This is a genomic window from Clostridium drakei (assembly GCF_000633595.2).
In the GTDB taxonomy this organism is placed as follows: Bacteria; Bacillota; Clostridia; order Clostridiales; family Clostridiaceae; genus Clostridium_AM; species Clostridium_AM drakei.
Window position 1 is genome coordinate 142,249 of the sequence record NZ_JIBU02000001.1, and the last position, 24,084, is coordinate 166,332.

At 30.0% G+C, this 24,084-nt stretch carries 25 protein-coding genes and 1 riboswitch; all 25 genes read left to right on the forward strand.

The genetic code is table 11. The features are described from left to right. Nucleotides 1-72: 72 nt before the first annotated feature. A riboswitch (cobalamin riboswitch) is annotated at nt 73-255 on the forward strand. 179 nt (nt 256-434) lie between these two features. Further along, nucleotides 435-1,952, forward strand: a complete 1,518-nt coding sequence (locus EG57_RS0200640) for a cobyric acid synthase (protein WP_032075391.1) — start codon at nt 435-437, stop codon at nt 1,950-1,952. Between the two features lie 41 nt (nt 1,953-1,993). Next, a complete protein-coding gene (gene cbiB / locus EG57_RS0200645; RefSeq protein WP_032075452.1) occupies nt 1,994-2,941 on the forward strand; it encodes an adenosylcobinamide-phosphate synthase CbiB in 948 nt (315 codons plus the stop codon). Between the two features lie 37 nt (nt 2,942-2,978). Then, entirely contained in the window at nt 2,979-4,079 is a 1,101-nt protein-coding gene (locus EG57_RS0200650) for a pyridoxal phosphate-dependent aminotransferase (RefSeq protein WP_032075392.1), read from the forward strand. 59 nt (nt 4,080-4,138) lie between these two features. Further along, the gene (hemA, locus tag EG57_RS0200655; RefSeq protein ID WP_032075393.1) at nt 4,139-5,335 is read left to right on the forward strand and encodes a glutamyl-tRNA reductase; all 1,197 of its coding nucleotides are present in this window, start codon (nt 4,139-4,141) and stop codon (nt 5,333-5,335) included. Continuing rightward, nucleotides 5,293-5,991, forward strand: coding sequence for an NAD(P)-dependent oxidoreductase (locus tag EG57_RS0200660; RefSeq protein WP_032075394.1), 699 nt, complete (start codon nt 5,293-5,295; stop codon nt 5,989-5,991). The genes hemA and EG57_RS0200660 overlap by 43 nt, the downstream gene beginning before the upstream one ends. Beyond that, complete coding sequence (hemC, locus tag EG57_RS0200665) at nt 5,966-6,853, forward strand: hydroxymethylbilane synthase (protein ID WP_032075395.1); 888 nt, start codon at nt 5,966-5,968, stop codon at nt 6,851-6,853. Before EG57_RS0200660 ends, hemC begins: the two co-directional genes overlap by 26 nt. Before the next feature lie 17 nt (nt 6,854-6,870). After that, the gene (gene cobA / locus EG57_RS0200670) at nt 6,871-8,337 is read left to right on the forward strand and encodes a uroporphyrinogen-III C-methyltransferase (RefSeq protein WP_032075396.1); all 1,467 of its coding nucleotides are present in this window, start codon (nt 6,871-6,873) and stop codon (nt 8,335-8,337) included. 72 nt (nt 8,338-8,409) lie between these two features. After that, nucleotides 8,410-9,381, forward strand: coding sequence for a porphobilinogen synthase (hemB, locus tag EG57_RS0200675; protein ID WP_032075397.1), 972 nt, complete (start codon nt 8,410-8,412; stop codon nt 9,379-9,381). 2 nt (nt 9,382-9,383) lie between these two features. Beyond that, nucleotides 9,384-10,652: a glutamate-1-semialdehyde 2,1-aminomutase gene (gene hemL, locus EG57_RS0200680; RefSeq protein WP_032075398.1), complete on the forward strand. Its 1,269-nt coding sequence runs from the start codon at nt 9,384-9,386 to the stop codon at nt 10,650-10,652. A gap of 80 nt (nt 10,653-10,732) precedes the next feature. After that, nucleotides 10,733-12,055: a cobyrinic acid a,c-diamide synthase CobB gene (locus tag EG57_RS0200685; RefSeq protein WP_029160164.1), complete on the forward strand. Its 1,323-nt coding sequence runs from the start codon at nt 10,733-10,735 to the stop codon at nt 12,053-12,055. Between the two features lie 21 nt (nt 12,056-12,076). Next, a complete protein-coding gene (cobT, locus tag EG57_RS0200690) occupies nt 12,077-13,150 on the forward strand; it encodes a nicotinate-nucleotide--dimethylbenzimidazole phosphoribosyltransferase (RefSeq protein WP_032075399.1) in 1,074 nt (357 codons plus the stop codon). Between the two features lie 54 nt (nt 13,151-13,204). Beyond that, nucleotides 13,205-13,828, forward strand: a complete 624-nt coding sequence (locus EG57_RS0200695) for a precorrin-8X methylmutase (RefSeq protein WP_108849512.1) — start codon at nt 13,205-13,207, stop codon at nt 13,826-13,828. A gap of 36 nt (nt 13,829-13,864) precedes the next feature. Next, nucleotides 13,865-14,953 (forward strand): cobalt-precorrin-5B (C(1))-methyltransferase CbiD, encoded by a 1,089-nt coding sequence (cbiD, locus tag EG57_RS0200700; protein ID WP_032075401.1) that lies wholly within the window; start codon nt 13,865-13,867, stop codon nt 14,951-14,953. 1 nt (nt 14,954) lies between these two features. After that, nucleotides 14,955-15,419 carry a GNAT family N-acetyltransferase gene (locus EG57_RS0200705; RefSeq protein ID WP_242859777.1) on the forward strand — a complete coding sequence of 155 codons (465 nt, stop codon included), beginning with the start codon at nt 14,955-14,957 and terminating at the stop codon, nt 15,417-15,419. A 15-nt stretch (nt 15,420-15,434) separates the two neighbouring features. Then, nucleotides 15,435-16,073: a precorrin-6y C5,15-methyltransferase (decarboxylating) subunit CbiE gene (cbiE, locus tag EG57_RS0200710; RefSeq protein WP_032075402.1), complete on the forward strand. Its 639-nt coding sequence runs from the start codon at nt 15,435-15,437 to the stop codon at nt 16,071-16,073. Next, on the forward strand, nt 16,070-16,636 hold the full coding sequence (gene cbiT, locus EG57_RS0200715; RefSeq protein ID WP_029160158.1) for a precorrin-6Y C5,15-methyltransferase (decarboxylating) subunit CbiT: 567 nt from the start codon (nt 16,070-16,072) through the stop codon (nt 16,634-16,636). Before cbiE ends, cbiT begins: the two co-directional genes overlap by 4 nt. Before the next feature lie 40 nt (nt 16,637-16,676). After that, nucleotides 16,677-17,363, forward strand: a complete 687-nt coding sequence (locus tag EG57_RS0200720) for a cobalt-factor II C(20)-methyltransferase (protein WP_029160157.1) — start codon at nt 16,677-16,679, stop codon at nt 17,361-17,363. 19 nt (nt 17,364-17,382) lie between these two features. Then, nucleotides 17,383-18,159: a precorrin-4 C(11)-methyltransferase gene (cobM, locus tag EG57_RS0200725; RefSeq protein WP_032075403.1), complete on the forward strand. Its 777-nt coding sequence runs from the start codon at nt 17,383-17,385 to the stop codon at nt 18,157-18,159. Continuing rightward, nucleotides 18,140-19,123, forward strand: coding sequence for a cobalt-precorrin 5A hydrolase (gene cbiG, locus EG57_RS0200730; RefSeq protein WP_032075404.1), 984 nt, complete (start codon nt 18,140-18,142; stop codon nt 19,121-19,123). Before cobM ends, cbiG begins: the two co-directional genes overlap by 20 nt. A gap of 25 nt (nt 19,124-19,148) precedes the next feature. After that, nucleotides 19,149-19,865, forward strand: coding sequence for a precorrin-3B C(17)-methyltransferase (gene cobJ / locus EG57_RS0200735; protein WP_032075405.1), 717 nt, complete (start codon nt 19,149-19,151; stop codon nt 19,863-19,865). A 34-nt stretch (nt 19,866-19,899) separates the two neighbouring features. After that, nucleotides 19,900-20,700 carry a sirohydrochlorin cobaltochelatase gene (locus EG57_RS0200740; protein ID WP_032075406.1) on the forward strand — a complete coding sequence of 267 codons (801 nt, stop codon included), beginning with the start codon at nt 19,900-19,902 and terminating at the stop codon, nt 20,698-20,700. A 39-nt stretch (nt 20,701-20,739) separates the two neighbouring features. Continuing rightward, complete coding sequence (locus tag EG57_RS0200745) at nt 20,740-21,525, forward strand: cobalt-precorrin-6A reductase (RefSeq protein WP_032075407.1); 786 nt, start codon at nt 20,740-20,742, stop codon at nt 21,523-21,525. A gap of 12 nt (nt 21,526-21,537) precedes the next feature. Further along, entirely contained in the window at nt 21,538-22,371 is an 834-nt protein-coding gene (locus tag EG57_RS0200750) for a GHMP family kinase ATP-binding protein (RefSeq protein ID WP_032075408.1), read from the forward strand. Between the two features lie 38 nt (nt 22,372-22,409). Next, nucleotides 22,410-22,925: a cob(I)yrinic acid a,c-diamide adenosyltransferase gene (gene cobO / locus EG57_RS0200755; protein WP_029160150.1), complete on the forward strand. Its 516-nt coding sequence runs from the start codon at nt 22,410-22,412 to the stop codon at nt 22,923-22,925. A gap of 253 nt (nt 22,926-23,178) precedes the next feature. Beyond that, complete coding sequence (locus tag EG57_RS0200760) at nt 23,179-24,027, forward strand: YitT family protein (RefSeq protein ID WP_242859778.1); 849 nt, start codon at nt 23,179-23,181, stop codon at nt 24,025-24,027. Nucleotides 24,028-24,084: the final 57 nt, after the last annotated feature.

The window sequence follows — 24,084 nt, forward strand, 5'->3', positions numbered from 1 at the left end:
CTAGATGGGATTTATTTATTGGAAGTAGAGTTATTGACAGAGTAACTTAATTGTAATAAACTAAATTTATAAAAAAATATTGTAACTTCAGGTGCCTTTTTAATAAGGTGAAAAGGGAATGCGGTTGAATTCCGCAGCAGCCCCCGCTACTGTAAATGAGGACAAACCTTTACTGGCCACTCTATTAATATTAGAGGAAGGCAAAGGAGAGAATGATTCATAAGCCAGGAGACCTGCCTGATTAAAACATATGCTTTCGGAGGGAAAGGACTTTTAATATAGTACTTCCGGCATTTGCCGGTTTTTTATTATATAAAAAATTGTCTTAAAAGTCAAAAAATATGCAGTGTGTTAAAAAGTGTATTGATATTGCATAAAATTGATTTTGGACAATTTTTTTAGTGTACAAAAATTTTAAGAGGGGAAGGATTAGTATGGCTAAAATTATGATTCAAGGCACAGGATCATCAGTAGGAAAGAGTATACTAGTAGCAGCACTTTGTAGAATTTTTACACAGGATGGATATTCTGTATGTCCTTTTAAGTCACAGAACATGTCTTTAAATTCATATATAACTTTAGATGGGAAGGAAATGGGTCGTGCACAAGTGCTTCAAGCTTATGCTGCAGGTCTTCAACCTGAAGCATATATGAATCCTATACTTTTGAAGCCAACTTCTGATAAAAAATGTCAAATTATAGTTAATGGGAAGGTATATGGAAATAGTACTGCTATGGAATATCATAATATGAAATTACAATTTAGGGATATGCTTAAAGAGCAATTTGAAGAAATGGAAAAAAAATTTGATATCATAGTAATGGAAGGAGCAGGTAGTCCTGCGGAAATAAATTTAAGAGATAGAGATATAGTAAATATGGGAATGGCAGAAATTGTAGATGCACCTGTTTTGTTGGCTGGAGACATAGATAAAGGAGGAGTATTTGCATCTTTAGCAGGAACCATGGTTCTATTTAATGAAGAAGAAAAGAAGAGGGTTAAGGGTACTATAATAAATAAATTTAGAGGCGATGTTGAAATATTAAAACCAGGACTCACTATGCTGGAAGATATAATAAAAATACCATGCCTAGGTGTAATTCCTTATTTTCATTTGGCATTAGAAGATGAAGATGGTGCAGTAGAATTTAATAAGAGGATAACGGCACCTATAGATATAGCTGTAATAAAGCTTCCACACATATCTAATTTTACAGACTTAGATTCACTAAAGAGTGAAGAGGATGTATCAGTGAGATTTATAGAAACCGTTGAAGAATTTGGAAATCCTGATTTAGTTATAATTCCAGGAAGCAAGAATACTATTGAGGACTTACTTAAGCTTAGAAAATTTGGTATAGAATCACGCATAAAGGAATATAGCAAAGATGGTTTAGTTATAGGAATTTGTGGTGGATATCAAATGCTTGGAAAAATAATAAAAGATCCTTATGGTGTAGAAACAGAAGTTCCAGAGGTAGAAGCTATGGGTCTTTTGGATATAGATACTGTATTTGAGGAAGAAAAGGTTACTACAAGAGTAAAGGCAGAAAGTATAAGAGAGTTTGATGTATATAAGGATGAAGCTTCAACAGAAAAAAGAAAAATAGACGTATATGGGTATGAAATACATATGGGAATATGTACTTATGGTGAAAAAGCAAAACCTTTGTTTAAGATCATAGACAAAAATGGAGAAGAAGTTTGTTTGCAGGATGGTGCTGTAAATAATGAAGAAAATATTATGGGAAGCTACATACATGGAGTTTTTGATGGTGTACATTTTAGAGAATATGTATTAAATAAAATAAGATCAAAAAAAGGTATGAAAACTAAGAAATCCTATATATATGAAAATTTAAGAGAAAAAGAGCTTGATAAACTTGCAGACATAATTAGACAAAATATGGACATACAAAGTATATATAATATTATGGGAATGAAGAAATAATGAGGTGATGTATTTTGATAGCATCTTTTATATCAATGAATATATTAGATATAATTTTAGCTGTAATAATAGATTGGCTAATAGGTGATCCAAATTGGTTGCCACATCCTATTATATATATAGGTAAGCTTATAGGATTTCTTGATAAAAAAGGAAGAAAACTATGTAAATCTAATGGTGGGATTAGAGCTTTTGGAGGATTTATTGTAATAATTGTAGCAGGTGCGAGCTTTTTTATCACATTTGGTATTTTAAAGTTAGTAAGTTCTTTGCCCTGGTTGTTTCATGTTGTCAATGTACTAATAATATGGACAACATTAGCAGCAAAATCTCTAAGTAAGGAAGCTAAAAAGGTCTATCATGCATTGAAAGATAAAGATATAGAGAAAGCTCGATTAATGCTTTCATATATAGTTGGAAGGGATACAACACAGCTTGGTGATAATGAGATAATAAGAGCTGATGTGGAAACAGTAGCTGAAAATGCTTCAGATGGAGTTATTGCACCAATATTTTATGCAATAATTGGAGGAGCACCTTTGGCAATGATGTATAAGGCTATAAATACTATGGATTCAATGCTTGGATATATGAATGAAAAATATAGATATATAGGATTTTTTCCAGCTAAGGTAGATGATGTCTTCAATTTTATACCTGCAAGAATAACTGGAATACTTATATGTTTAAGTTCCTTTGTAGTTAAAGGCAATGTTATGGAAAGCCTTTCTATAATGCTTAGAGATAGAAAAAATCATAAAAGTCCCAATTGTGCCTATCCAGAAGCGGCTGCTGCAGGAGCTATGAAAGTACAGTTAGGTGGAACTAATGTATATTTTGGAGAAGTAGTTTATAAACCTACAATAGGAGATAAGAAAAAGGCATTGAGTTTCGAACATATAAACGAGTCTATAAAGCTTATGTATGCTGCTGAAATTTTTATGATAATTATATATGTAGCATTTATGTTTGCAATTATTAAGAATTAAATTATGCTTTATAAAAATAATTTAGGATGTGATTGATATGGAACATGGAGGAGATATATATACAGAAGGAATTTTAAAAGGAAGAGAAATTTTAGATTTTAGTTCTAATATAAATCCATTAGGAGTTCCAGAGAGTTTTACAAATAATTTGAATGAAGCTGTAAAAGCTGTAGAAAAATATCCAGATGTTGAATATAGGTGCTTAAAAAAGTGTATTAAAGAATATTTAGATTTCAGTGTGGATTATTTTAAATCTGAAGTTTATAATGAAAAAAGTGAATCTTTTATATCCGAAAAAGATATAATTCTTGGCAATGGGGCAGCAGAGATTATAGATTTGTCCATAAGTTGTTTTAAAAAAGTTTGTATAGCAGTTCCTTCATTTATAGAATATGAAAAAAATGCTTTAAAATGGGGATGTGACGTAATATATTCTATAATAAAAAAGGATATGACTTATGATTATGAAGATATATTATTGCAAGTAAAAAAGTCAGAAGCACTTATTATAGGAAATCCTAATAATCCTAATGGCGGAATAATAAATAAGGATAAATTTAAAAAAATATTAGACTTTTGTGAAGAAAATAATAAAACAGTTATAGTAGATGAAGCTTTTATAGAATTTACAGGGAAAAATAATTTTAGTTTTTTAGAGAAAATAAAAAATTATAAGTGCATATTTTTAATTAGAGCTTTAACTAAATTCTTTGCTTTGCCTGGTATTAGAATAGGATATGGGATAAGCAAAAATGATGAACTTATACAGAAAATTAAAAGCAAACAAAATCCTTGGAATATAAATTGTTTTGCAGAAATTGCGGCAAAATATGTTTTAAAGGATAGAAATTATATAGAAGATTCATTAAAATGGATCAATGAAGAGAGAAAATATATGATTTCAAATTTAAAAAGAATAGCTTTAATAGAAGAAGTGTATAATACTTATTCTAATTTTGTATTATGCAGGCTTAAAGATTTAAATTGTGATGAATTGTATAAAATATGTTTAGATAAAGGAATTGCAATTAGAAAATGTGATAATTTTAAAAACTTAAATGATAAATATATTAGGCTAGCTATTAAAAATAGGGAAAGTAATAATAAAATTATAAAGCTTTTAAATTCATTAAGTTAAGTTTTTGTACGATTGCTATCAATTGTAGTGGTAGTGAATTATTTTGGGAGATGGTAATAATGATACAACTTATAGGTTTAAAAAGAGATGTAAAATTAGAAATAAGAGAAAAATTTTCTGTAATACAAAAACGTTGTGAAAAGTTCACAAAGAGTTTAAAAGAAGTTTGTGATGAAGTTGTAGTGATAAGTACTTGTAACAGAACTGAAATATACTTTAATGCTAAAGATCATGATGATGCTATGGTAAATAAAGTTTTTGATATATTAGGTTGGGATAAAAATTTGAAAAACTATACTTTTCATTATAAGAGCAATGAAGTAATTAAGCATTTGATGGATGTAGTATGTGGATTTAATTCTTTGATTTTAGGAGAAGATCAAATTTTAGCTCAAGTTAAGGAAGCCTATGAAATTGCTTTGAATTCAAAAACTGTTCATAGAGATTTGCAGAGACTTTTTCAAATTGCAGTTACTTGTGGAAAAGAGTTTAGAACTAAGTCAAGTCTTTATAAAATACCAGTATCTTCATCATCTATAGCAGTTAATGAAAGCAGAAAACGCGGAATAAAAAGATTTATGCTTTTAGGCTTTGGGGAAGTTGGACAGCTTGCAGCGAAGTATATTTTATCTGCAGGTTTCGAGGTGCTATATATAGCAGTAAGAAATCCCAAAGTTGTAGATATAGAAGATCCTAGAGTGAAAGTTATAAATTTTGACGAAAGAGTGGAAAATTATACTGATGTGGATTGCATAATATCATGTACTTCAGCACCTCATTGTGTAGTAAGAAAGAATAATTTACCACAAAAAACTATGACTATATTTGATCTAGCTGTGCCTAGAGATGTAGAAGAAGAAGTTTGTAATATGGAAAATGTAACAGTATATAATATTGACAAGGTAAGTTCCATAGATGATGAAAATAGAAAAAAAAGAAAAGATATAATGATTAAAAATAGATATATAGTTGATAAATATATTAAAGAATTTTCAGATTGGCAGAAGATACAAAGTATTTCCGGAGAAATAGTAAACCTTAAAAAATGTGGAGAAAAGGTGTATAGGAAGAGATATAAAACCTTTAAAAATAAAAGGTACACTAAGGATAATGAAAAATTGGCTGAAGTACTTTTTAAAAGTACATCAGATGCTTTTATTAATAGAGCTATAGATGTATTAAAAGAGGAACAGCTGAAGGGAAGTGCTGAGGATTGTATGAAAATAATAAAGAAGATATTTTATGTTGCGGAATAAAATATACAATGCTTTCACTTATGTCCAATAAGATAAAAGTGCTTATTGTTGGAGGAGGAAATGCAGCTCTTATAAAGGCTAAAACTTTTATAAAAAAAGGATGCTTAGTTTCAATAGTTGCCAAAGACTTCAATGATGGATTTAAAGAACTAAAAAATTATAGTAATTTAAAAATTACAAAATCAGAATACAAAAGAGAATATATAGAATGTAATCATTTAGTTATAATTGCTACTAATTCAGAAAAAATAAATTTTGAAATAAGATCACATTGTATAGAAAGCTATAAGCTATATATAGATTGTACATCTCCAGAAAATGGATTGTGTGTTACGCCTTGTCAGAGAAATACAAAAAATATTTTCTTAGGAGTTAACACTTCTAGTGGAAATCCTAGAGCATCTGTATATTTGGCAGATAAGATAAAAGATTGTGCAGTTAAATATGATAAATTTATTGAATTTACATCAGATTTGAGAAAAAGGTTGGAAAATAGCAGTATAAAGAAGGAAATAATGAAATTTGTATGTTCTGAAGATTTTTATTTTTTTTATGAAAAAGGAAAAGAAGATATAGTACTAAATATGTTTTATATGGACGAATACACTGATAATAGGATGGTGATTGATTTTGAAATTAAAAATTGCAACTCGTAGAAGTCAGCTTGCCCAAGTGCAAACAGAAACTATAATGAAAATTTTAAAGGAAGATTATGATATTGATTCTGAAAAACTTCTAGTAGAGACTACAGGAGATAAAATATTAGATGTATCCTTAAGTAAAATTGGTGGAAAAGGTCTTTTTATAAAAGAAATAGAAATAGCATTATTGAATGATAAAGCAGATGCTGCAGTGCATAGCATGAAAGATGTGCCTTTTGATGTTCCTGATATGTTTGAAATAGTGTCTATGCCTCCAAGAGAAGATGTCAGAGATGCATTTGTTTCAATGAATGGTGTACATTTTAAAGAATTAAAAAAAGGAGCAAAAATTGGAACTAGCAGCAATAGGAGATCTGCACAAGTTAAACTTTTAAGACCTGATTTAGAAATAGTGCCTATAAGAGGTAATGTACAGACTAGAATATCTAAAATAGAAAAAGAAAATTTAGATGGAATAATATTAGCAGCAGCAGGACTTAAAAGAATGGGTATGGAAAATATTATAACAGATTATTTTGATGTTGATGAGATAGTACCAGCAGTAGGTCAAGGAGCTTTAGGAATAGAGACAAAAAAGAATAGTGCTAATGAAGAGGCATTTAAAAGAATGGAAGATGATAATACAAGAATATGCGTTGAGGCTGAGAGAAGTTTTATGAGAACTTTAAATGGAGATTGTCATTCAACTATAGGTGCTTATGCAGAAATAAATGAAAATACCATTAGTATTGTAGGAATATTTCAAGTTGGAGATAAGCTTATAAAGAGAGATATAGTTGGTAACAAGGAAGATTACATGGAATTAGGGTATAAATTAGCTAAAAAAATTATAGAAACATATAGAAACATAATGTAGAAAGGGATGAGAATTAAATGGGAAAGGTTTATCTTATAGGAGCAGGACCAGGAGATGAAGAACTTATAACTTTAAAAGCTATAAGAAAGTTAAAACAGTGTACAGCAGTAATGTATGATAGACTTGCAGGTATAGGCATTTTAAAATATTTAAATTCAAATTGTAAAATATATTATTGTGGAAAAGAGCCAGGATGTCATTATAAAACCCAAGAAGAAATTAATAATATGCTGGTTGAATTAGCTAAGCAAGGACATATTGTTGGAAGAATAAAAGGTGGAGATCCATACATATTTGGAAGAGGAGGAGAAGAAGCCTTAAGGCTTATAGACGAAGGAATAGACTTTGAAGTTATTCCAGGAATTACATCTCCTATTTCTGTGCTTAACTATGGTGGAATACCTGTAACTCATAGAAAGATAGCACAAGGCTTTCATGTGTTTACTGGTAAAAGTGCAGAAAAATTGAATATAAATTGGAATGCAGCAGCAAATGTTGGAGGAACGCTTATATTTTTAATGGGATTTGAAAATCTAGGTATTATTTCAAAAAAACTTATGGAAAATGGAATGGATGAAGCTACTCCCTGTGCAGTGGTTATGAGAGGAACTACTGCTAAACAAAAAAAGGTAGTTGGAACTTTAAAGAATATAGAAGAAAAAGCGTTAAAAGCAGAATTGCATTCTCCTTCTATTATAGTGGTGGGACAAGTAGTACAATTTAATGATAAATTGAACTGGTATGAAAAAAAACCGTTATTTGGGCAAAATGTATGTATTACTAGAACTAAAGAACAATCAAAGGAAATAAGGGAAAAATTAATAGATTTAGGCGCTCAAGTTACAGAAATAAATTCTATAGAGATAAAATATAATGAAGAAGCAATGGGTCAGTATATAAATAAATTGAATTCTTATGATTATATAGTATTTACTAGTGTAAATGGAGTAAATAATTTCTTTAATTATTTAAATAATAATAATTATGATATAAGAAAAATAAAAGCAGTATTTGCTGCTATAGGACCTGCTACAGAAAATGCTATAAAGCATAGAGGAATTATTCCTGAAATTATTGCAGAAAAATTCGTAGCAGAAAGCTTATTTGAAAAAATGAAAAACTTTATAAAATCTGGGGATAAAATATTTTTACCAAGAGCTAAAAATGCCAGACCTTATTTAGCAGAAGTGTTAAGAGAAAATGGATGTATTGTGGATGAATGTCATGTTTATGAAACAGTATTAGGAACACTTCCTAGTGAAAGGTGTTTTGATGATGTAGATACAGTAGTATTTACAAGTCCTAGTACTGTAAATAATATGATAGAATTAGTTGGAGTAGACAGCATAAAACAAAAAAGAGTAATTTCTATAGGCCCAATTACAGGTAGTACATTAGAAAAGCAAAGCATAAAATATGAAGTTTGTGATGAGTATACTACAGAAGGAGTAATTAAAAAGTTATTAGATAAGAGTAATAGTTAAAAATTGAGCTATGATGACAAAAAATATTTTATTAATATAAAAAATAATATATAGAAAAGGGGAAATGACAAAATGTTTAGAAGACATAGAAGATTAAGAGAAAATGAAGTTATAAGAGGAATGGTAAGAGAAACATACCTTCACACAAGCGATTTTATATATCCATTATTTGTAGTAGAAGGAACAAACAAAAAAGAGGAGATTTCATCTTTACCAGGCAATTATCATTTTTCTATAGATAGATTGCATGAAATAGTGGATGAAATGAAGGAAGTTGGAGTTAAAAGCGTACTATTATTTGGAATTCCACATCATAAGGATGAATGTGGAAGTGGAGCTTATGATGAAAATGGAATAATTCAAAAGGCTATAAGAAAAATAAAAGAATTGGACCCAGAAATGTTTGTTATAACAGATGTTTGTATGTGTGAATATACAAGTCATGGTCATTGTGGAATAATTCATGATCATAAAGTAGATAATGATGAAACTTTAAATTACATAGCTAAAATATCAGTATCTCATGCAAAAGCAGGAGCAGATATGATAGCACCTTCAGATATGATGGATGGAAGAGTACTTGCTATAAGAGAAGCATTAGATGAAAATGGCTTTAAAAATGTATCTATAATGGCGTATAGTGCTAAATACTGTTCAGCATTTTATGGACCATTTAGAGAAGCAGCAGATTCAGCACCACAGTTTGGCAATAGAAAGGGTTATCAAATGGACCCAGCAAATGTAAGAGAAGCTATGCTTGAAATAGAAGATGACATAGATGAAGGCGCAGATATTATAATGGTTAAGCCAGCTATGCCTTATTTAGATGTAATAAGATTGGCAAGAGACAGATATGATTTTCCAATAGCAGCTTATAATGTAAGTGGTGAATTTGCTATGGTTAAGGCGGCAGCTAAAGCAGGACTTATAGATGAAAAAGCAGTAGCACTTGAAATGTTAACATCTATAAAAAGAGCAGGAGCAAAAATGATTATTACATATTATGCATTAGATGCAGCTAAATGGATTAGGGAGGAAAGATAATAATGAGAAATTCAGATATATTTAATGAATCAAAAAAATATATGCCAGGAGGAGTAAATAGTCCTGTTAGAGCATATGTTGGATTAAGTATTGATCCTCCAATTATAAAGAAGGGTTCTGGAGCTTATCTTTATGATGAAGATGGAAATGAATATGTTGATTTTATAAATGCGTGGGGTCCTATGATACTTGGACATCAGGATGAAGATGTAGTGAAAGCTATAAAAGAAACAGCAGAAAACGAAATTGCATTTGGTACACAAACAGAACTTGAATTAAAATTAGCAAAGCATATATGTACTACTGTAGATAATGTAGAAATGATAAGAATGGTTAACTCAGGAACAGAAGCAACTATGAGTGCTGTAAAATTGGCTAGAGGATGCACAAAAAGAGATAAAATAATAAAATTTGCAGGATGTTATCATGGACATTTTGATGGATTTTTAGTTCAGGCAGGTTCAGGAGTTATGACTTCAAATATTCCAGGATCACCTGGAGTTCCAGAAGGAAGTATAGCAAATACTTTAGTTGCTAAATACAATGACTTGGATAGTGTTAAAGAACTTTTTGAAAAACAAGGAGAACAAATAGCAGCAATTATTATAGAAGTAGTAGCAGGTAATATGGGAGTTGTACCAGCTAAAAAGGAATTTTTACAAGGTATAAGAGATTTATGTACTAAATATGGAGCTATATTAATATTTGATGAAGTTATGACAGGCTTCAGAGTTGCATATAAAGGAGCTCAGAGTCTTTATGGTGTAAAACCTGATTTGGTAACATTCGCTAAAATAATGGGCGGTGGACTTCCTTGTGGAGCTTATGGTGGAAGAAGAGACTTAATGGAACAATTGACACCATTAGGACCAGTCTATCAAGCAGGAACAATGTCTGGAAATCCAATAGTTATGGCAGCAGGTTTAGCATCAGTTACAAAGCTTTATAACAACTTATCATATTATGATCATATGGATAAAATAGGAGAAGGAATTCAAAAGGCAGCTGAGGAAATAGGAAAAGAAAAAGGACTTCCTATAGTTGTTAATAGAGCTAGAACTATGATGACTATATTCTTTAATGAAGGTGGGAAAGTTACAAATTACGATGAAGCTAAAAAATCTGATGTTAAACTTTATGGAAGATTTTTTGAGCACATGTTAAAGGGTGGAATAATGATGGCACCATCTCAATTTGAAGGCATGTTTATATGTGTAAAACATACAAAAGAACATGTAGAAAAATTTGCTGAATTAATGAGAAAATTCTAAGATAGAATGTAAAAATATTGCGAAGCTTTGCTTCGCAATATCATTAAAGTTTGAAAGTTAGTAAGAAGGAGGTGAAGTGCTTGAAAAGTATAGTAATATCCTCTAACAGTAGTGGTGGAGGAAAAACCACGATAACTTTAGGAATTATGAAGGCTCTTATGAAAAAGGGATTTGATGTGCAAGGATACAAAGTAGGGCCGGATTACATTGATCCAGCTTTTCACAGCTATATAACAAGAAAACCTTCTAGGAATTTAGATTTGTTTTTAATGGGTGAAGAAGGTGTAAAAGCAGCTTTTTCTAGAGGAAAAGGAGATATAGGTATAGTAGAAGGGGTTATGGGACTTTATGATGGTAAGGGAATAGATTCAACATATTCTACAGCACATGTAGCTAAAGTTCTAAATCTACCTGTATTACTAGTTATAACACCTAAAGCTCAAAGTGCTACTTTATGTGCGGAAATAAATGGAATACTTAATTTTGAAAAGGTGAATGCAGCAGGTATTATATTCAATAATATAAGTGAAAGTTACTATAAATTATTAAAAGCTGCAGTAGAAAAAAATTGTAATATTAAGGTTTTAGGATATGTTCCTAAGGATGAAAGATTATCATTAAAAAGTAGGCATTTAGGACTTGTACAAAGTAGTGAAGTAGAAGATTTAAATGAAAAGATAGATTTATGCAGTGATTTAATATTAAAGCATGTTAATTTACAAGAGCTTATAACTTGTTTAAAAGAAACAGAAAATTATGAAGATAACTATCATTTAATGAATAGGGGTAAAAAGATATCAATTGCTTATGATAAGGCTTTTAGTTTTTATTATACTGAAAACATAGAGCTTTTAAAAGAATTAGGAGAAGTTACCTTCTTTAGTCCAATAAAAGATAAAAAAGTACCTGATCACACAGAGTTTTTATATTTTGGTGGTGGATATCCAGAGGTTTTTATTAAAGAATTAAGTGAAAATAAATCTATGCTTTCAAGTATAAAAGAGCTACTTGAAAAAGGCATAAATTGCTATGCCGAATGTGGAGGATTAATGTACCTTACAGATGGAATACAGGTAATGGATAACAGTGAATATTTTAAAACTGTAGGTTTTTTAAATGGTAAGGCTTATATGACTAAAAAGCTTCAAAACTTTGGATATGCAGAACTTGAAGTTAAAGAAAAAAATAATCTTATTAGTATGGGAACAAAGGTTAATTGCCATGAGTTTCATAAGTCTTATGTTGATTTAAAAGAAAATAAAATATGTACTTTAACAAAAGAAGTTTATGATGGATCGTTAAAAAGATGGCAGTGTGGTTATTATAAGAAGAATACAATAGGGGCTTATGGGCATGTACACTTTTTCGGAAATTTAGATATGCTTAAACAACTTGTTAAGTAAAAAAGAATAGGGGGAAGAATAGTGGGATTATTGGGAGAAACATTGAAAGCAATTAATCCATCAAATAAAGAAGCTATAAAGTCAGCCTGGAATAGGATAGACAATCTTACAAAACCTATAGGAAGTTTAGGAGAATTAGAAGAAATATCTGCAAAAATGTCTGGTATTACAGGAAAAATGTATAATAAAATAAATAAAAAAAATATAGTAATAATGTGTGCAGATAATGGTGTTTGTGAAGAAGGAGTAAGCTGTTGTGATCAAAGTGCTACTGCAACTGTTACTAATAATTTTACTAGAGGTATAACAGGAGTATGCGTTTTGGCTAAATATGCTAAATCAGATATAACTGTTGTAGATGTTGGAGTTAATGAAGATTTTAACAATCCTAAAATAATAAATAAAAAAGTAGTATATGGTACTAAAAATATGGCTAAGGAACCTGCAATGACTAGGGAAGAAGCTGTAAAAGCTATTGAAGCAGGGATAGAAGTTGTAGATAAGTTAGTTAAGGAAGGTTATGATTTGTTTGGCACAGGGGAAATGGGCATAGGGAATACTAGTACTAGCGCAGCAGTTTTAAGTGTGCTAACAGATCTTTCAGTAGATGTTGTGGCTGGAAAAGGTTCAGGACTTACTGAAGAACAATTTATAAATAAGAAAAAGGTTATAGAGAAATCTATAGAAATAAACAAGCCTAATAAAAATGATATTATAGATGTAATTTCTAAAGTGGGAGGCTTGGATATAGCAGGAATTTGTGGTTGTTTTTTAGGAGCAGCAAAAAATAGAGTGCCTATAGTTATAGATGGGTTAATATCTTCAGCAGCAGCACTTTGTGCATATAGATTAAATAATAGTGTAATAGATTTTATATTCCCTTCACATCTTTCAGCAGAACCTGGAGCAGTTTATATGATGAAAGAACTTAATTTAAAACCAATGCTTAATTTAGGAATGAGGTTGGGAGAAGGTTCTGGGTGTCCTCTTGCATTTAATGTTATAGAAGCAGCTCTCGAAACTATGAATAATATGGCGACATTCCAAGAAGCAGCACTAAATAGTGAGTGTTATGTGGATATTAGAGAAAAGTAGTTTCGCAATATGATTAAATTATATATATATCAATAAAAGCAGAATGGAGAATGAATTATGGATTATATAAAAATTCCTATGGATATAGAAGAAAGAAGTTTTGAAATAATTGAAGAAGAAATGGGACCCCACAATTTTTCTGATAGGGAGCTTAAAATAGTAAAAAGAGTTATACATACCACAGCGGATTTTCAATATAAGGATTTAATTTATATAAGAGAAGGTGCTATAGACAGTGCACTGGAAATTCTAAAAAAAGGTACTACAATTTATACAGATACTAATATGGCTGCATCTGGTATAAATAAAGCCGCATTAAGTAAGCTTAATAGTAAAGTAGAATGTTTTGTAGCAAGGGAAGAGGTAGCACAAATTGCTAAGGATAGAGGAATAACCCGTTCAATGGCAGCAGTGGAGAAAGCTGCTGCTGAAGGTGTAGAATTCTTTGTTTTTGGAAATGCACCTACAGCATTGTTTAAACTTATAGAACTTACAAAGCAGGGAAAGGCAAATCCGAAATTTATAATAGGAGCTCCTGTTGGATTTGTAGGAGCAGCAGAATCTAAAGAAGAAATAGAAAAATTGGATGTTCCGATGATAACAATAAGAGGAAGAAAAGGTGGAAGTGGTATAGCAGCCTGCATAGTAAATGCACTTATGTATATGATAGCTAGGTAGATATCATATAAAAATGTCCAGATAGAAGGTGAAAGTATGCTTGATATGTATGTGAATTGTGATGGAAAAAGATTAAGATGTGGATATACTACAGGCTCTTGTGCAGCAGCAGCAGCAAAAGCAGCAACTAGGATGTTGTATTTTAATGAAGAATTGAAGGAAATAAAAATAGATACACCTTATGGTATAGAACTTTTAATTCCTATAGAAAAGATAAAAAAAGGTGAGGATTATATAGAATGTTGTGTAATAAAGGATGGCGGAGATGATCCTGATGTTACGGATGGTATTGAAATATGGGCAAGAGCTAAAAAGAAGAAAAATGGCTATAGCTTAAAGGGTGGAATCGGAGTAGGCACTGTTTGTAGTGAAGGTTTATATGTGGCTAAGGGTGAGCCAGCTATAAATCCAGTACCAAGAAAAATGATTGAAAAAGAAGTAGAAGAAGTACTTTTAAATGGAAAAGGTGTTGAAATAACTATATTTGTTCCTAAAGGAGAAGATATAGCCAAAAAAACTTTTAACCCAAGACTTAATATACAGGGTGGAATATCCATATTAGGGACTACAGGTATAGTAAAACCAATGTCAGAAGAAGCTCTTACCAAATCTATAGAAATTGAGATTAATCAAAAGAGTATAAAGGGATATAAAGATTTAATACTTTTATTTGGAAACATGGGCGAAAATATGGCTAAGGAACAGGGGCTTGATCCTAATAAGATGGTTATATTTTCTAACTATTTAGGATATGCATTGAATTTCTGTGTAGAAAAAGGTATTGAGAGTATAACTATAGTTGGACATATAGGTAAGTTATGTAAGGTTGCATCAGGGTGTTTTAACACTCATAGTAGAATATGTGATGTGAGATTGGAAACTTTAGCACTAGAACTTGCTTTAATGGGAAAAGATAGAGAACTTGTACAGCAGGTTTATAATCAAAAAACCACAGAAGGTGCTGTTAATTTTCTTGGAGATGGATATGAGGAATTATATAAAAATATTGGTATAAAAGTGAAAAATAAAATAGAACAGTATACTTATAATAGTATACAGGCAAATATCATTATGTATTCTATGGATAGAGGAGTACTTTATAGTAGTATAGAAGAAGGTAATTAAAGTGAAAAGTACTATATTGGTTAAAAATATTGAAGAAAAACATGTAATACAACTTGTGAACATTTTAAATAATGATAGTATGCTGTTATATGCTTTAGGCTCAAAGAAAAATAAAATATCAGAAGTAACTTTTAAGAATCATAATAAAAAATGGTGTGAAAGTAGAAATGCTGAAATATTTGCTATTGTTTTAGATGATATTGCAATAGGAACAATATCTTTAAGTCATCAAGATTTAGATAGGCATACAGCGCAGATTGGCTATTGGATTGGCAGTAAATATTGGAGAAATGGATATACAAGTGAAGCATTTTTTCAAGTTCTAAATATTGCTAGAAAAAAAGGAATCAAATGTGTATCGGCTACAATTAAAAGAGATAATTTACCTTCTAAAAAAGTTTGGGAGAAATGTGGAGCGAACATTAGGTTAGTAGATGATAGATATAATGTTTCTATAACCTTATAAAGGTGGTTTTGAGAAATGGAGAATAAAGTTTATATTGTTGGTATAGGTCCTGGAAACAAAGACTACGTATTACCAAAAGCTATAGATACTTTAAAAAATTCTGATTTAATAATTGGATTTGAAAGAGCTGTGGAAAGTATTTACTTTATCAAGGAAGAAAAGCTTATAGTAAAAAAGCTTACAGATATATTGAATATGATAAATTCTGAAAAGAATAAGAGTATATCCATAGTTGCATCAGGAGATCCTCTTTTTTATGGTATAACAGATTATTTAAAGAAAAATTATAAAGGGAACATAAAAATAATTCCGGGATTAAGTTCTTTTCAATATATGATGAGCAAGATAGGAAAGAGCTGGCAGGGAGCTTTTTTAGGAAGTCTTCATGGAAGAGAAGATAATTTTCATGACATAGTGAGAGATAATGCTGTGTCTATATGGCTCACGGACAGCAAGCATTCACCAGCTTATATATGCAAAGAATTAAAAACAAAAAATATAAAAGCTAGAGTATACGTTGGAGAAAATTTATCCTACGAAGATGAAAAAATCACTATAGCAGATATAGAAGAAACGGAGTACATGAGCTTTAGCAATTTATGTGTAGTAGTAGTAGAAAACTTGGAGTACTATGTGGAGGAAAATGAAAAATGATTTATATAAGAGATGATGAATTTATAAGAGGGGATTGCCCTATGACCAAGGAAGAGGTTAGAATTTTAAGCACTGCTAAGCTGGAGCTTAAAGAAGATTATAGAGTTTTGGATATAGGTGCAGGAACAGGTTCTGTAAGTATACAAATTGCTAAAATTTGTCCAAAGGGTGAAGTAATAGCCATAGAGAAGGATGAGAAAGCTCTTGAGGTAATAAAATTAAATAAAGAAAAATTCCAAACTGACAATTTGAATATAGTAGAAGGAGAAGCAATGGGGGTAGAAAAAGACATACAAGCTCCTTTTGATGCTATATTTATAGGCGGCAGTGGTGGAAATATAGAAAAAATCATTGAAAATTATGATTTAAAGCTTAAAAAGGGAAAAAATATGGTATTGAATTTTATTACCATAGATAATTTATATAAAGCTATGAATACATTGAAGGCTTTAGATTATAATGTTGAGTGCATGCAAATTTCTGTAAATAAAAATAGAGGAAAGAGCTATATGATGTTTTCAAATAACAGCATATTTATTTTAACCGGAATAAAAACAAAATAGGTTAGTTTTTGTAAAAATAAAAAATAGGAGTGTAACAAGCATGGAAAGTAAAGCAACAAAATTAGGAACTCTATATGGTGTAGGAGTAGGACCAGGAGGAGAAGAACTTTTAACATTAAAAGCTGTAAATGTTATTAAAAAATGTGATGTTATAATAGCTCCATCTGCTAAAGAAGGTGGAAATAGTATTGCCTTAGAAACTGCAAAAAACTTTATTACAGAAGATAAAGAGGTAATGGTAAAACATTTTCCTATGGGCGGAGCAGAGCAGGAAGAAAAAATTCATAAAGCTTTCAAAACCATTGAAGAAAAATTAAAACAAGGAAAGGATATTGCTTTTTTAACAATTGGAGATCCTTTTGTGTACAGTACATACATATACCTTTTAAAGTATATAAAAGATCATGGATATAATACAGAAACAGTACCTGGAATAACTTCATTTTGTGCTGGAGCAAGTATTGCAGGTGAACCTATAGTTATAGGTGATGAAAGAGTTTTAATACTTCCAGCAAGTCAAGTTGACAAAATTACTGATGAAAAGTTTGTAGTAATAATGAAGGTTTATAGGGTTGAAGAAAAAGTATTAGATGTTTTAGATAAAAAAGGTTTCAAATATGTTTTTGTAAAAAGAGCATATAGAGAAGGTCAAGAAGTATTCAGAGATAGAGAAGAAATATTAAAAAATAAGGATTATATGTCACTTATAATAGCTCAAAGAGACTAAGGAAAAGGGGAGACTGATTATGGAAAATGTAATATATTTTATAGGAGCAGGACCAGGAGATCCAGATTTAATAACTGTTAAGGGAAGAAACATATTAATGGAGGCTGATGTAATAATATATGCAGGTTCATTAGTAAGCAAGGAGCATTTTAAAAACTGTAAGGAAGGTGTAGAAATACACAATTCAGCATCAATGACATTAAATGAAGTTATAGATGTAATGAAGAAAGCTTATAAAGAAAATAAAAAAATAGTTAGGCTTCATACTGGAGATCCAGCTATATATGGTGCAATAAAAGAGCAAATGGATGAGCTAGAAAAATTTAATATACCTTATGAAGTAGTCCCAGGAGTAAGTTCATTTACAGCAGCTGCATCTGCCATAAAAAGAGAATTTACACTTCCCAATGTAAGTCAAACTGTTATATTAACCAGAGTTGAAGGAAGAACTCCAGTACCAGAAAAAGAAAGTTTAGAAAAATTAGCATCTATAGGTGCTTCTATGGCACTATTTCTTTCCGTAAGTATGATAGATAAAGTAGTAGAAAAGCTTAAAAAAGGATATGGAAGAAATGTGCCTATAGCTGTAATTCAAAGAGCTACTTGGGAAGATCAAAAATGTGTTATAGGAACTTTAGATGATATAGCTGAAAAGGTGAAAAAAGAGAATATAACAAAAACAGCGCAAATACTTGTAGGTGACTTTATAGATTGTGAATACAATAAAAGCCTTTTATATGATGAAGGTTTCTCACATATGTTCAGAAAGGGAAAAGATGAATATAGCAGTAATTAGTGTAACTGAACAAGGAGATATTATTGCAGAAAAACTTAAAGAAAGTTTAGATATAGATCTGTATTCCAGAGAAAGTGTAAAGAAAAGTGGTATAAAGGTTTTAACTGAAAAAATTATTAAAGAGTATAAGGCAATAATATTTATAAGTTCTACAGGAATAGCAGTAAGAGCCATAGCAAATTATCTGGAGAGTAAGGATAAAGATCCAGCAATATTAGTTATAGATAGTAGCTCTAAGTTTGTTATAAGCTTACTTAGCGGACATTTAGGAGGAGCTAATGAATTAACTTTAAAGGTGGCAAATATATTTAAAAGCATTCCTGTTATAACAACTGCTACGGATAATATGGGAGTTACTGCACCAGATATAATTGCAAAAAATTATGAACTTGTAATAGATGATCTTAAGGATGCTAAAAAGATTGCAGCTTTATTGGTAGATAAGAAACAAGTGGCTTTTCTGGATAAGAAAAACATCATAACTTTGCCAAAAGGATATACTAGCAATATAAAAGAAGCTGAAGGGATTGTATATGTTACCCATAATTTAAAAGAAAACTCCGATGTATATAAGAAAAATATGTTAAGGCTTATAAGAAAAGATATTATACTTGGAATAGGATGTAGAAAGGATTTTGATCCAGGAAGAATGAGAGATTGCGTAGATGATATTTTGGCAGAATACAATTTAGATAAAAGAGCAGTAAAGGCTGTTGCTACAGTGGAAATTAAAAAACATGAAAAGGCCATATTAAAATTAGAAGAATATTTGGGATGTGAACTTAAAATATTTTCTTTAGAAGAAATAAGAAAAATACATCACAAATATGCAGGCAGCGATTTTGTAGAAAAAACTATAGGGGTTAGGGCTGTATGTGAACCATGTGTTGAATTAATGGGCGCAGAACTAATTACAGAAAAAATAAAAGCTAATGGTATGACTATTTGTATTGGTCAGATTTGACCTTAGTGAAAGGATGTGTGTTCATATGGGAAAACTTTATGTTGTAGGAATTGGACCAGGTGGATTGGATTATATGACTGTTAAATCAGTAAAAGCGTTAGAAGAAAGTGATATTATAGTAGGATATACTAAATATATAGAATTTATAAAACCTATTATAAAGGATAAGGTTGTATTTTCTACAGGAATGCGCGGTGAAGTAGAAAGATGTAAAAAGGCACTTGAATTGTCAAAGGATAAGGTAGTTTCTATAGTGAGTACAGGAGATGCTGGAATTTATGGAATGGCAGGACTTATATTAGAAATGAAAAATGATGAAGACGTGGAAATAATACCTGGAGTTACAGCATCTTCAGCAGCAGCTTCAGTTGTAGGAGCACCACTTATGCATGATAACTGCAATATAAGCTTAAGTGATCTTATGACACCTTATGATCTTATAAAAAAGAGAGTTGAATTAGCAGCACAGGGAGATTTTATTATTTCATTATATAATCCTAAAAGTAATGGAAGACCTCTTTATTTAAAGGAGTGTATGGAATTAATAAAAAAATATAGATCAGGAGATACACCAGTTGCTGTAGTTAAAAATGCTTTAAGAGATGGCGAGGAAAAAACATTATTTACAATAGATTCTTTTGATGATAGCAATGTAGATATGTTTTCAATTGTAATAATAGGTAATACTAAAAGTTATATAAAGGATAATAAATTTGTAACTCCTAGAGGATACAGTGTTTAATTAATAATTAAGAGTTAGGAATGGAGAATTTGGTATGGGAAAAAAAGGTATATTAGTAGTAAGTTTTGGAACAAGTATTCCGCAAGCTTTTGAACTTTGCATTGAAAGTACAGAAAATAGAATAAAAGAATGTTTTCCAGAATATGAAATAAGAAGAGCATTTACTTCTTATATGATAATTAAAAAATTAAAAGAAGAAAATAAACTTTTCATAGATACTGTGGAAGAAGCATTAGAAAAAATGAATGCTGATGGTTTTGATGAAATTTATGTTCAGCCATTACATATCATGCCTGGAGATGAATATGATAAGATAGTGAATGGAGTAAACAAATATAAAGATACCTTTTCTAAATTGGTTTTTGGAAGACCAATTTTATATAGAGAAAATGATTATAAGATAGCAGTAAATGCACTAAAAAAACAACTTCCAGCCATGAGTAAAAATCAGGCAGTAATGCTTATGGGACACGGATCAGTTCATCCGGCTAATTCTAGTTATGCATTACTTAGATGCATATTAGAAGATGAAGGATTGGATAATGTGTATGTAGGGACAGTAGAAGGATATCCTATTTTAGAAAATTTAGTTCCAAAGATGAAGCAGAATGGTATAGAAGAGGTTACATTAATGCCTTTCATGTTAGTAGCAGGAGATCATGCTATTAATGACATGGCAGGAGAAGAAGAAGATTCGTGGAAAACTCAATTAGAAGAAGAGGGATTTAAGGTTAATGTGTATCTACATGGATTAGGTGAAAATAAAGCTTTTCAGGATATATATGTAGAGCATATTAAAGATTCTATAAATGGAAATCCATTATTAAGTAAATAGGATATTTCTTATATACTTTAAAGATTGGAGATTTTTGATATGATAGGTTTAATTCTTGGAACGTCAGAGGGAAAAAGTATATTATCTCTTTTGAATAAATTTACTGAAGATATTTTAATATCTACAGCTACTGAATATGGTGGGGAACTACTGCAAAACTATAAGTATGCATATTTAAATACAAAACCTTTAAACTTAGAAGGATTAAAGAGATTATTTAAGGAAAAGGGTATAAGTATGCTTGTAGATGCGTCACATCCTTATGCGGTAGAAATTACAGATAATGCTATTAAGGTTTGTAGTGAATTAAATATAGAATATGTAAGATATGAAAGAGCATCTTGTGTAGATAAATTTAAAAATTATGAAAAAGTTATAGAAGTAGAAAGTTATGAAGGACTTTATGATAAATTAAAGTATATAAAGGGAAATATACTTAATACCAGTGGAAGTAGAAATTTAGATAAAATATTATCTTTGAATATAGAAAATAGAATAGTTCATAGAGTATTGCCTTCTGTAAAAGTCATGAATGAATGTTTAAGTAAAGGTGTAAAAATTGACGATATAATAGCTATAAAAGGACCTATAAGCTATAATTTAAATTGTGCTTTTATAAAAGAATATGAAGCAAAAGCTATGGTATTAAAAGATAGTGGAATTCAAGGTGGAACAGAAGAAAAAATAAAAGCATGTGTAGATAACGATATATATGCTTTCATAATAGAGAGAAACACAAGAAAGTATAAAACTATTTTTTATGATGAGGAAAATTTAGTACAATATATTATAGAAAAACTTAAATCAACAAAAACTAAAATGTAAAGGGTGTATTTTATGGAGTTTACAACAAAATACCCAGGAAGTTTTGGAGAAGTGCTTCAAGGTAGGGTACAGAATAGGGATGTTTTGCTGTCTTGTCCAGTTAATGTTTATACTAATGTTAAGATATCAGAAAGTACAAGCCCTAGTGATAAATTTAAATGGCAAAAAGCAGCTAAGTTTTTGGATAACATTTTAACCAAGTGGGATCATAAAAATTATGTAGATAGTTTAGATATACAAATATCTTCTCATATACCTTATGGCAAGGGTATGGCAAGTAGTACAGCAGATTTATGTGGAGTGTATTCCTGTTTATTAAAAATGTTTAAAAAAGAGTTTAATGAACAGGAGCTTATAGAACAATGTATAAAAATAGAACCTACAGATAGTATTATTTTCAATGAAGCTACTATTTTTGATTATAAAAAAGGTCTTTATAAAGAAAAGATAGGTTCATATTTTAAATATAATATACTTGCTTTTGAAGGAGAAAATATAGTTGATACAGTTGAATTTAATAGCAAGAAGTTGCCTGATTTAAGTAATGCAGATGATTTATTTGAAATTTTAAAAGAAGCTATACAGGAAAAAAATTTAGAAAAGTTATCATATGTATCTACAGAAAGTATTATTAGAAATCAAAAAAGACTTTATTATGATTGGATAAAAGATGTTATTAGCATAAAAAATCAAACTTGTGGTCTTGGAATAATTGGAGCTCACAGCGGAAATGTATTGGGGATAATATATGAAGATGATGATAAATTTGATTATGCTGTTAGGTTTTCTAAAAAACTAAATGGTTATAAAATATATCCAGTGAAAACTTTAGATAAGATATTTTAAAAAATATTTTTATTATATAAAGAAAGAAGGTATTTATTATGGATAAGGGATACATTCAAATGTATACAGGTAATGGAAAAGGAAAAACTACTGCAGCTTTGGGATTATCACTTAGAGCCGTTTGTGCTGGAAAGAAGGTATTTTTTGGACAGTTTACTAAGGGGATGAAATATAGTGAATTAAATGCAGTAAAATATCTACCTACTTTTAAATTAGAGCAGTTTGGGGGAAATCATTTTATATTCAATAAACCAACTAAGGCGGATATAGCAGAAGCTAGAAAGGGTTTAGAAAGAGCAAAAGAAGTTTTAACTTCAGGTGAGTACGATGTAGTAGTCTTAGATGAGATAAATATTGCTATATTTTATGAACTTTTTACTGTAGAAGAAGTTATAGAAATGTTGGATAGTAGAAAAGAAAATGTAGAAGTAATACTTACAGGAAGATATGCAAATGAAAAACTTATTGAAAAAGCAGATTTAGTAACAGAAATGAAAGAAATAAAGCATTATTATAATGAAGGAGTTCAAGCAAGAGTAGGCATAGAAAGTTAATTATATATTTAAATAAAAAGTTGATGCTAATTAAGCATCAACTTTTTTTAACAATAATTGTTTGAAAATTCTTTAATTTGATATATGAGCATTTATTAGAAATATAGCTATGAATAAAAGAAATAGTTAATTGGACTCAAAAATTGGACTGATATATGGATTAATCCATACACCAGTCCATTGACAGCTAACTTGCAGTATAATAAAATTTATATTGTAAGTAAAAGAGTTATAAATCATAGGGGGCATTAAGGTGTTAAAAAAAGAAAATTTAATTAAGATTTTAATGATTATAATGGGAAGTCTGGTTTATTCTATAGGTGTTAACTTATTTATTGTGCCTCATAAGCTTTTAAGTGGAGGAGTAGCTGGTATTGCTATAATATGCCAGTATCTAACCAGAGTTCCTTCAGGATATTTTATAATATTGATAAATATACCTATATTTTTAATAGGTGTTAGAAGTGTAGACAAGTCTTTTGGATTTTTTAGTTTTATTGGAATGATTTCAATGTCTGTATGCTTAATACTAACTAGAAATATTCATAGTATGTACTATCTGCCAGATCCTCTACTTTCTGCATTGTGTGGAGGTATTATAACTGGAATAGGAATGGGAATAATATTTAAAAATAGGGCATCTCAAGGAGGTACAGATATAATAGCTGTAGTTGTAAAGAAAAAGTATGGTGTTTCTATAGGAAGAATAGCTTTTCTCATAAATGTGGGAGTGGTTACTATAGGAATGATTATAGGAAGTTTTCAAATTGCAATTTATACTTTAATATCAATGTACTTAAATTCAGCAGTTCTTGATAAAATTATACAGGGTGTAGAGAGAGAAAAAGTTGTATTTATAGTAACTAGAAAAAGCGATAAAGTTAAAGATGAAATTTTAAAGAAATTAAATAGAGGTGTAACTTATCTTTATGGAGAAGGAGCTTACACAGGTGATAAGAAAAATATTATATATTGTATACTAAGTCCAAAAGAAATAGAACAAGTTAAGAGTTTAATTGAAAATATAGATGATTCGGCAGTAATTTCTATTATGGATACTGCAGAAGTAAAAGGAAAGGGATTTAGACAAGCAGCATTTTAAAAGGTAGAATTTAGAGTATAGAGGTTGAACTATACTCTATTTATTTTTTTAAAAATA

Coding starts and splice junctions, on each gene's coding strand:
- EG57_RS0200640 (WP_032075391.1), top strand. CDS start 435: ATGGCTAAAATTATGATTCAAGGCACAGGATCATCAGTAGGAAAGAGT.
- EG57_RS0200650 (WP_032075392.1), top strand. CDS start 2,979: ATGGAACATGGAGGAGATATATATACAGAAGGAATTTTAAAAGGAAGA.
- hemA (WP_032075393.1), top strand. CDS start 4,139: ATGATACAACTTATAGGTTTAAAAAGAGATGTAAAATTAGAAATAAGA.
- cobA (WP_032075396.1), top strand. CDS start 6,871: ATGGGAAAGGTTTATCTTATAGGAGCAGGACCAGGAGATGAAGAACTT.
- hemB (WP_032075397.1), top strand. CDS start 8,410: ATGTTTAGAAGACATAGAAGATTAAGAGAAAATGAAGTTATAAGAGGA.
- hemL (WP_032075398.1), top strand. CDS start 9,384: ATGAGAAATTCAGATATATTTAATGAATCAAAAAAATATATGCCAGGA.
- cbiD (WP_032075401.1), top strand. CDS start 13,865: ATGCTTGATATGTATGTGAATTGTGATGGAAAAAGATTAAGATGTGGA.
- cbiE (WP_032075402.1), top strand. CDS start 15,435: ATGGAGAATAAAGTTTATATTGTTGGTATAGGTCCTGGAAACAAAGAC.
- cbiT (WP_029160158.1), top strand. CDS start 16,070: ATGATTTATATAAGAGATGATGAATTTATAAGAGGGGATTGCCCTATG.
- EG57_RS0200720 (WP_029160157.1), top strand. CDS start 16,677: ATGGAAAGTAAAGCAACAAAATTAGGAACTCTATATGGTGTAGGAGTA.
- cobM (WP_032075403.1), top strand. CDS start 17,383: ATGGAAAATGTAATATATTTTATAGGAGCAGGACCAGGAGATCCAGAT.
- cbiG (WP_032075404.1), top strand. CDS start 18,140: ATGAATATAGCAGTAATTAGTGTAACTGAACAAGGAGATATTATTGCA.
- cobJ (WP_032075405.1), top strand. CDS start 19,149: ATGGGAAAACTTTATGTTGTAGGAATTGGACCAGGTGGATTGGATTAT.
- EG57_RS0200740 (WP_032075406.1), top strand. CDS start 19,900: ATGGGAAAAAAAGGTATATTAGTAGTAAGTTTTGGAACAAGTATTCCG.
- EG57_RS0200745 (WP_032075407.1), top strand. CDS start 20,740: ATGATAGGTTTAATTCTTGGAACGTCAGAGGGAAAAAGTATATTATCT.
- EG57_RS0200750 (WP_032075408.1), top strand. CDS start 21,538: ATGGAGTTTACAACAAAATACCCAGGAAGTTTTGGAGAAGTGCTTCAA.
- cobO (WP_029160150.1), top strand. CDS start 22,410: ATGGATAAGGGATACATTCAAATGTATACAGGTAATGGAAAAGGAAAA.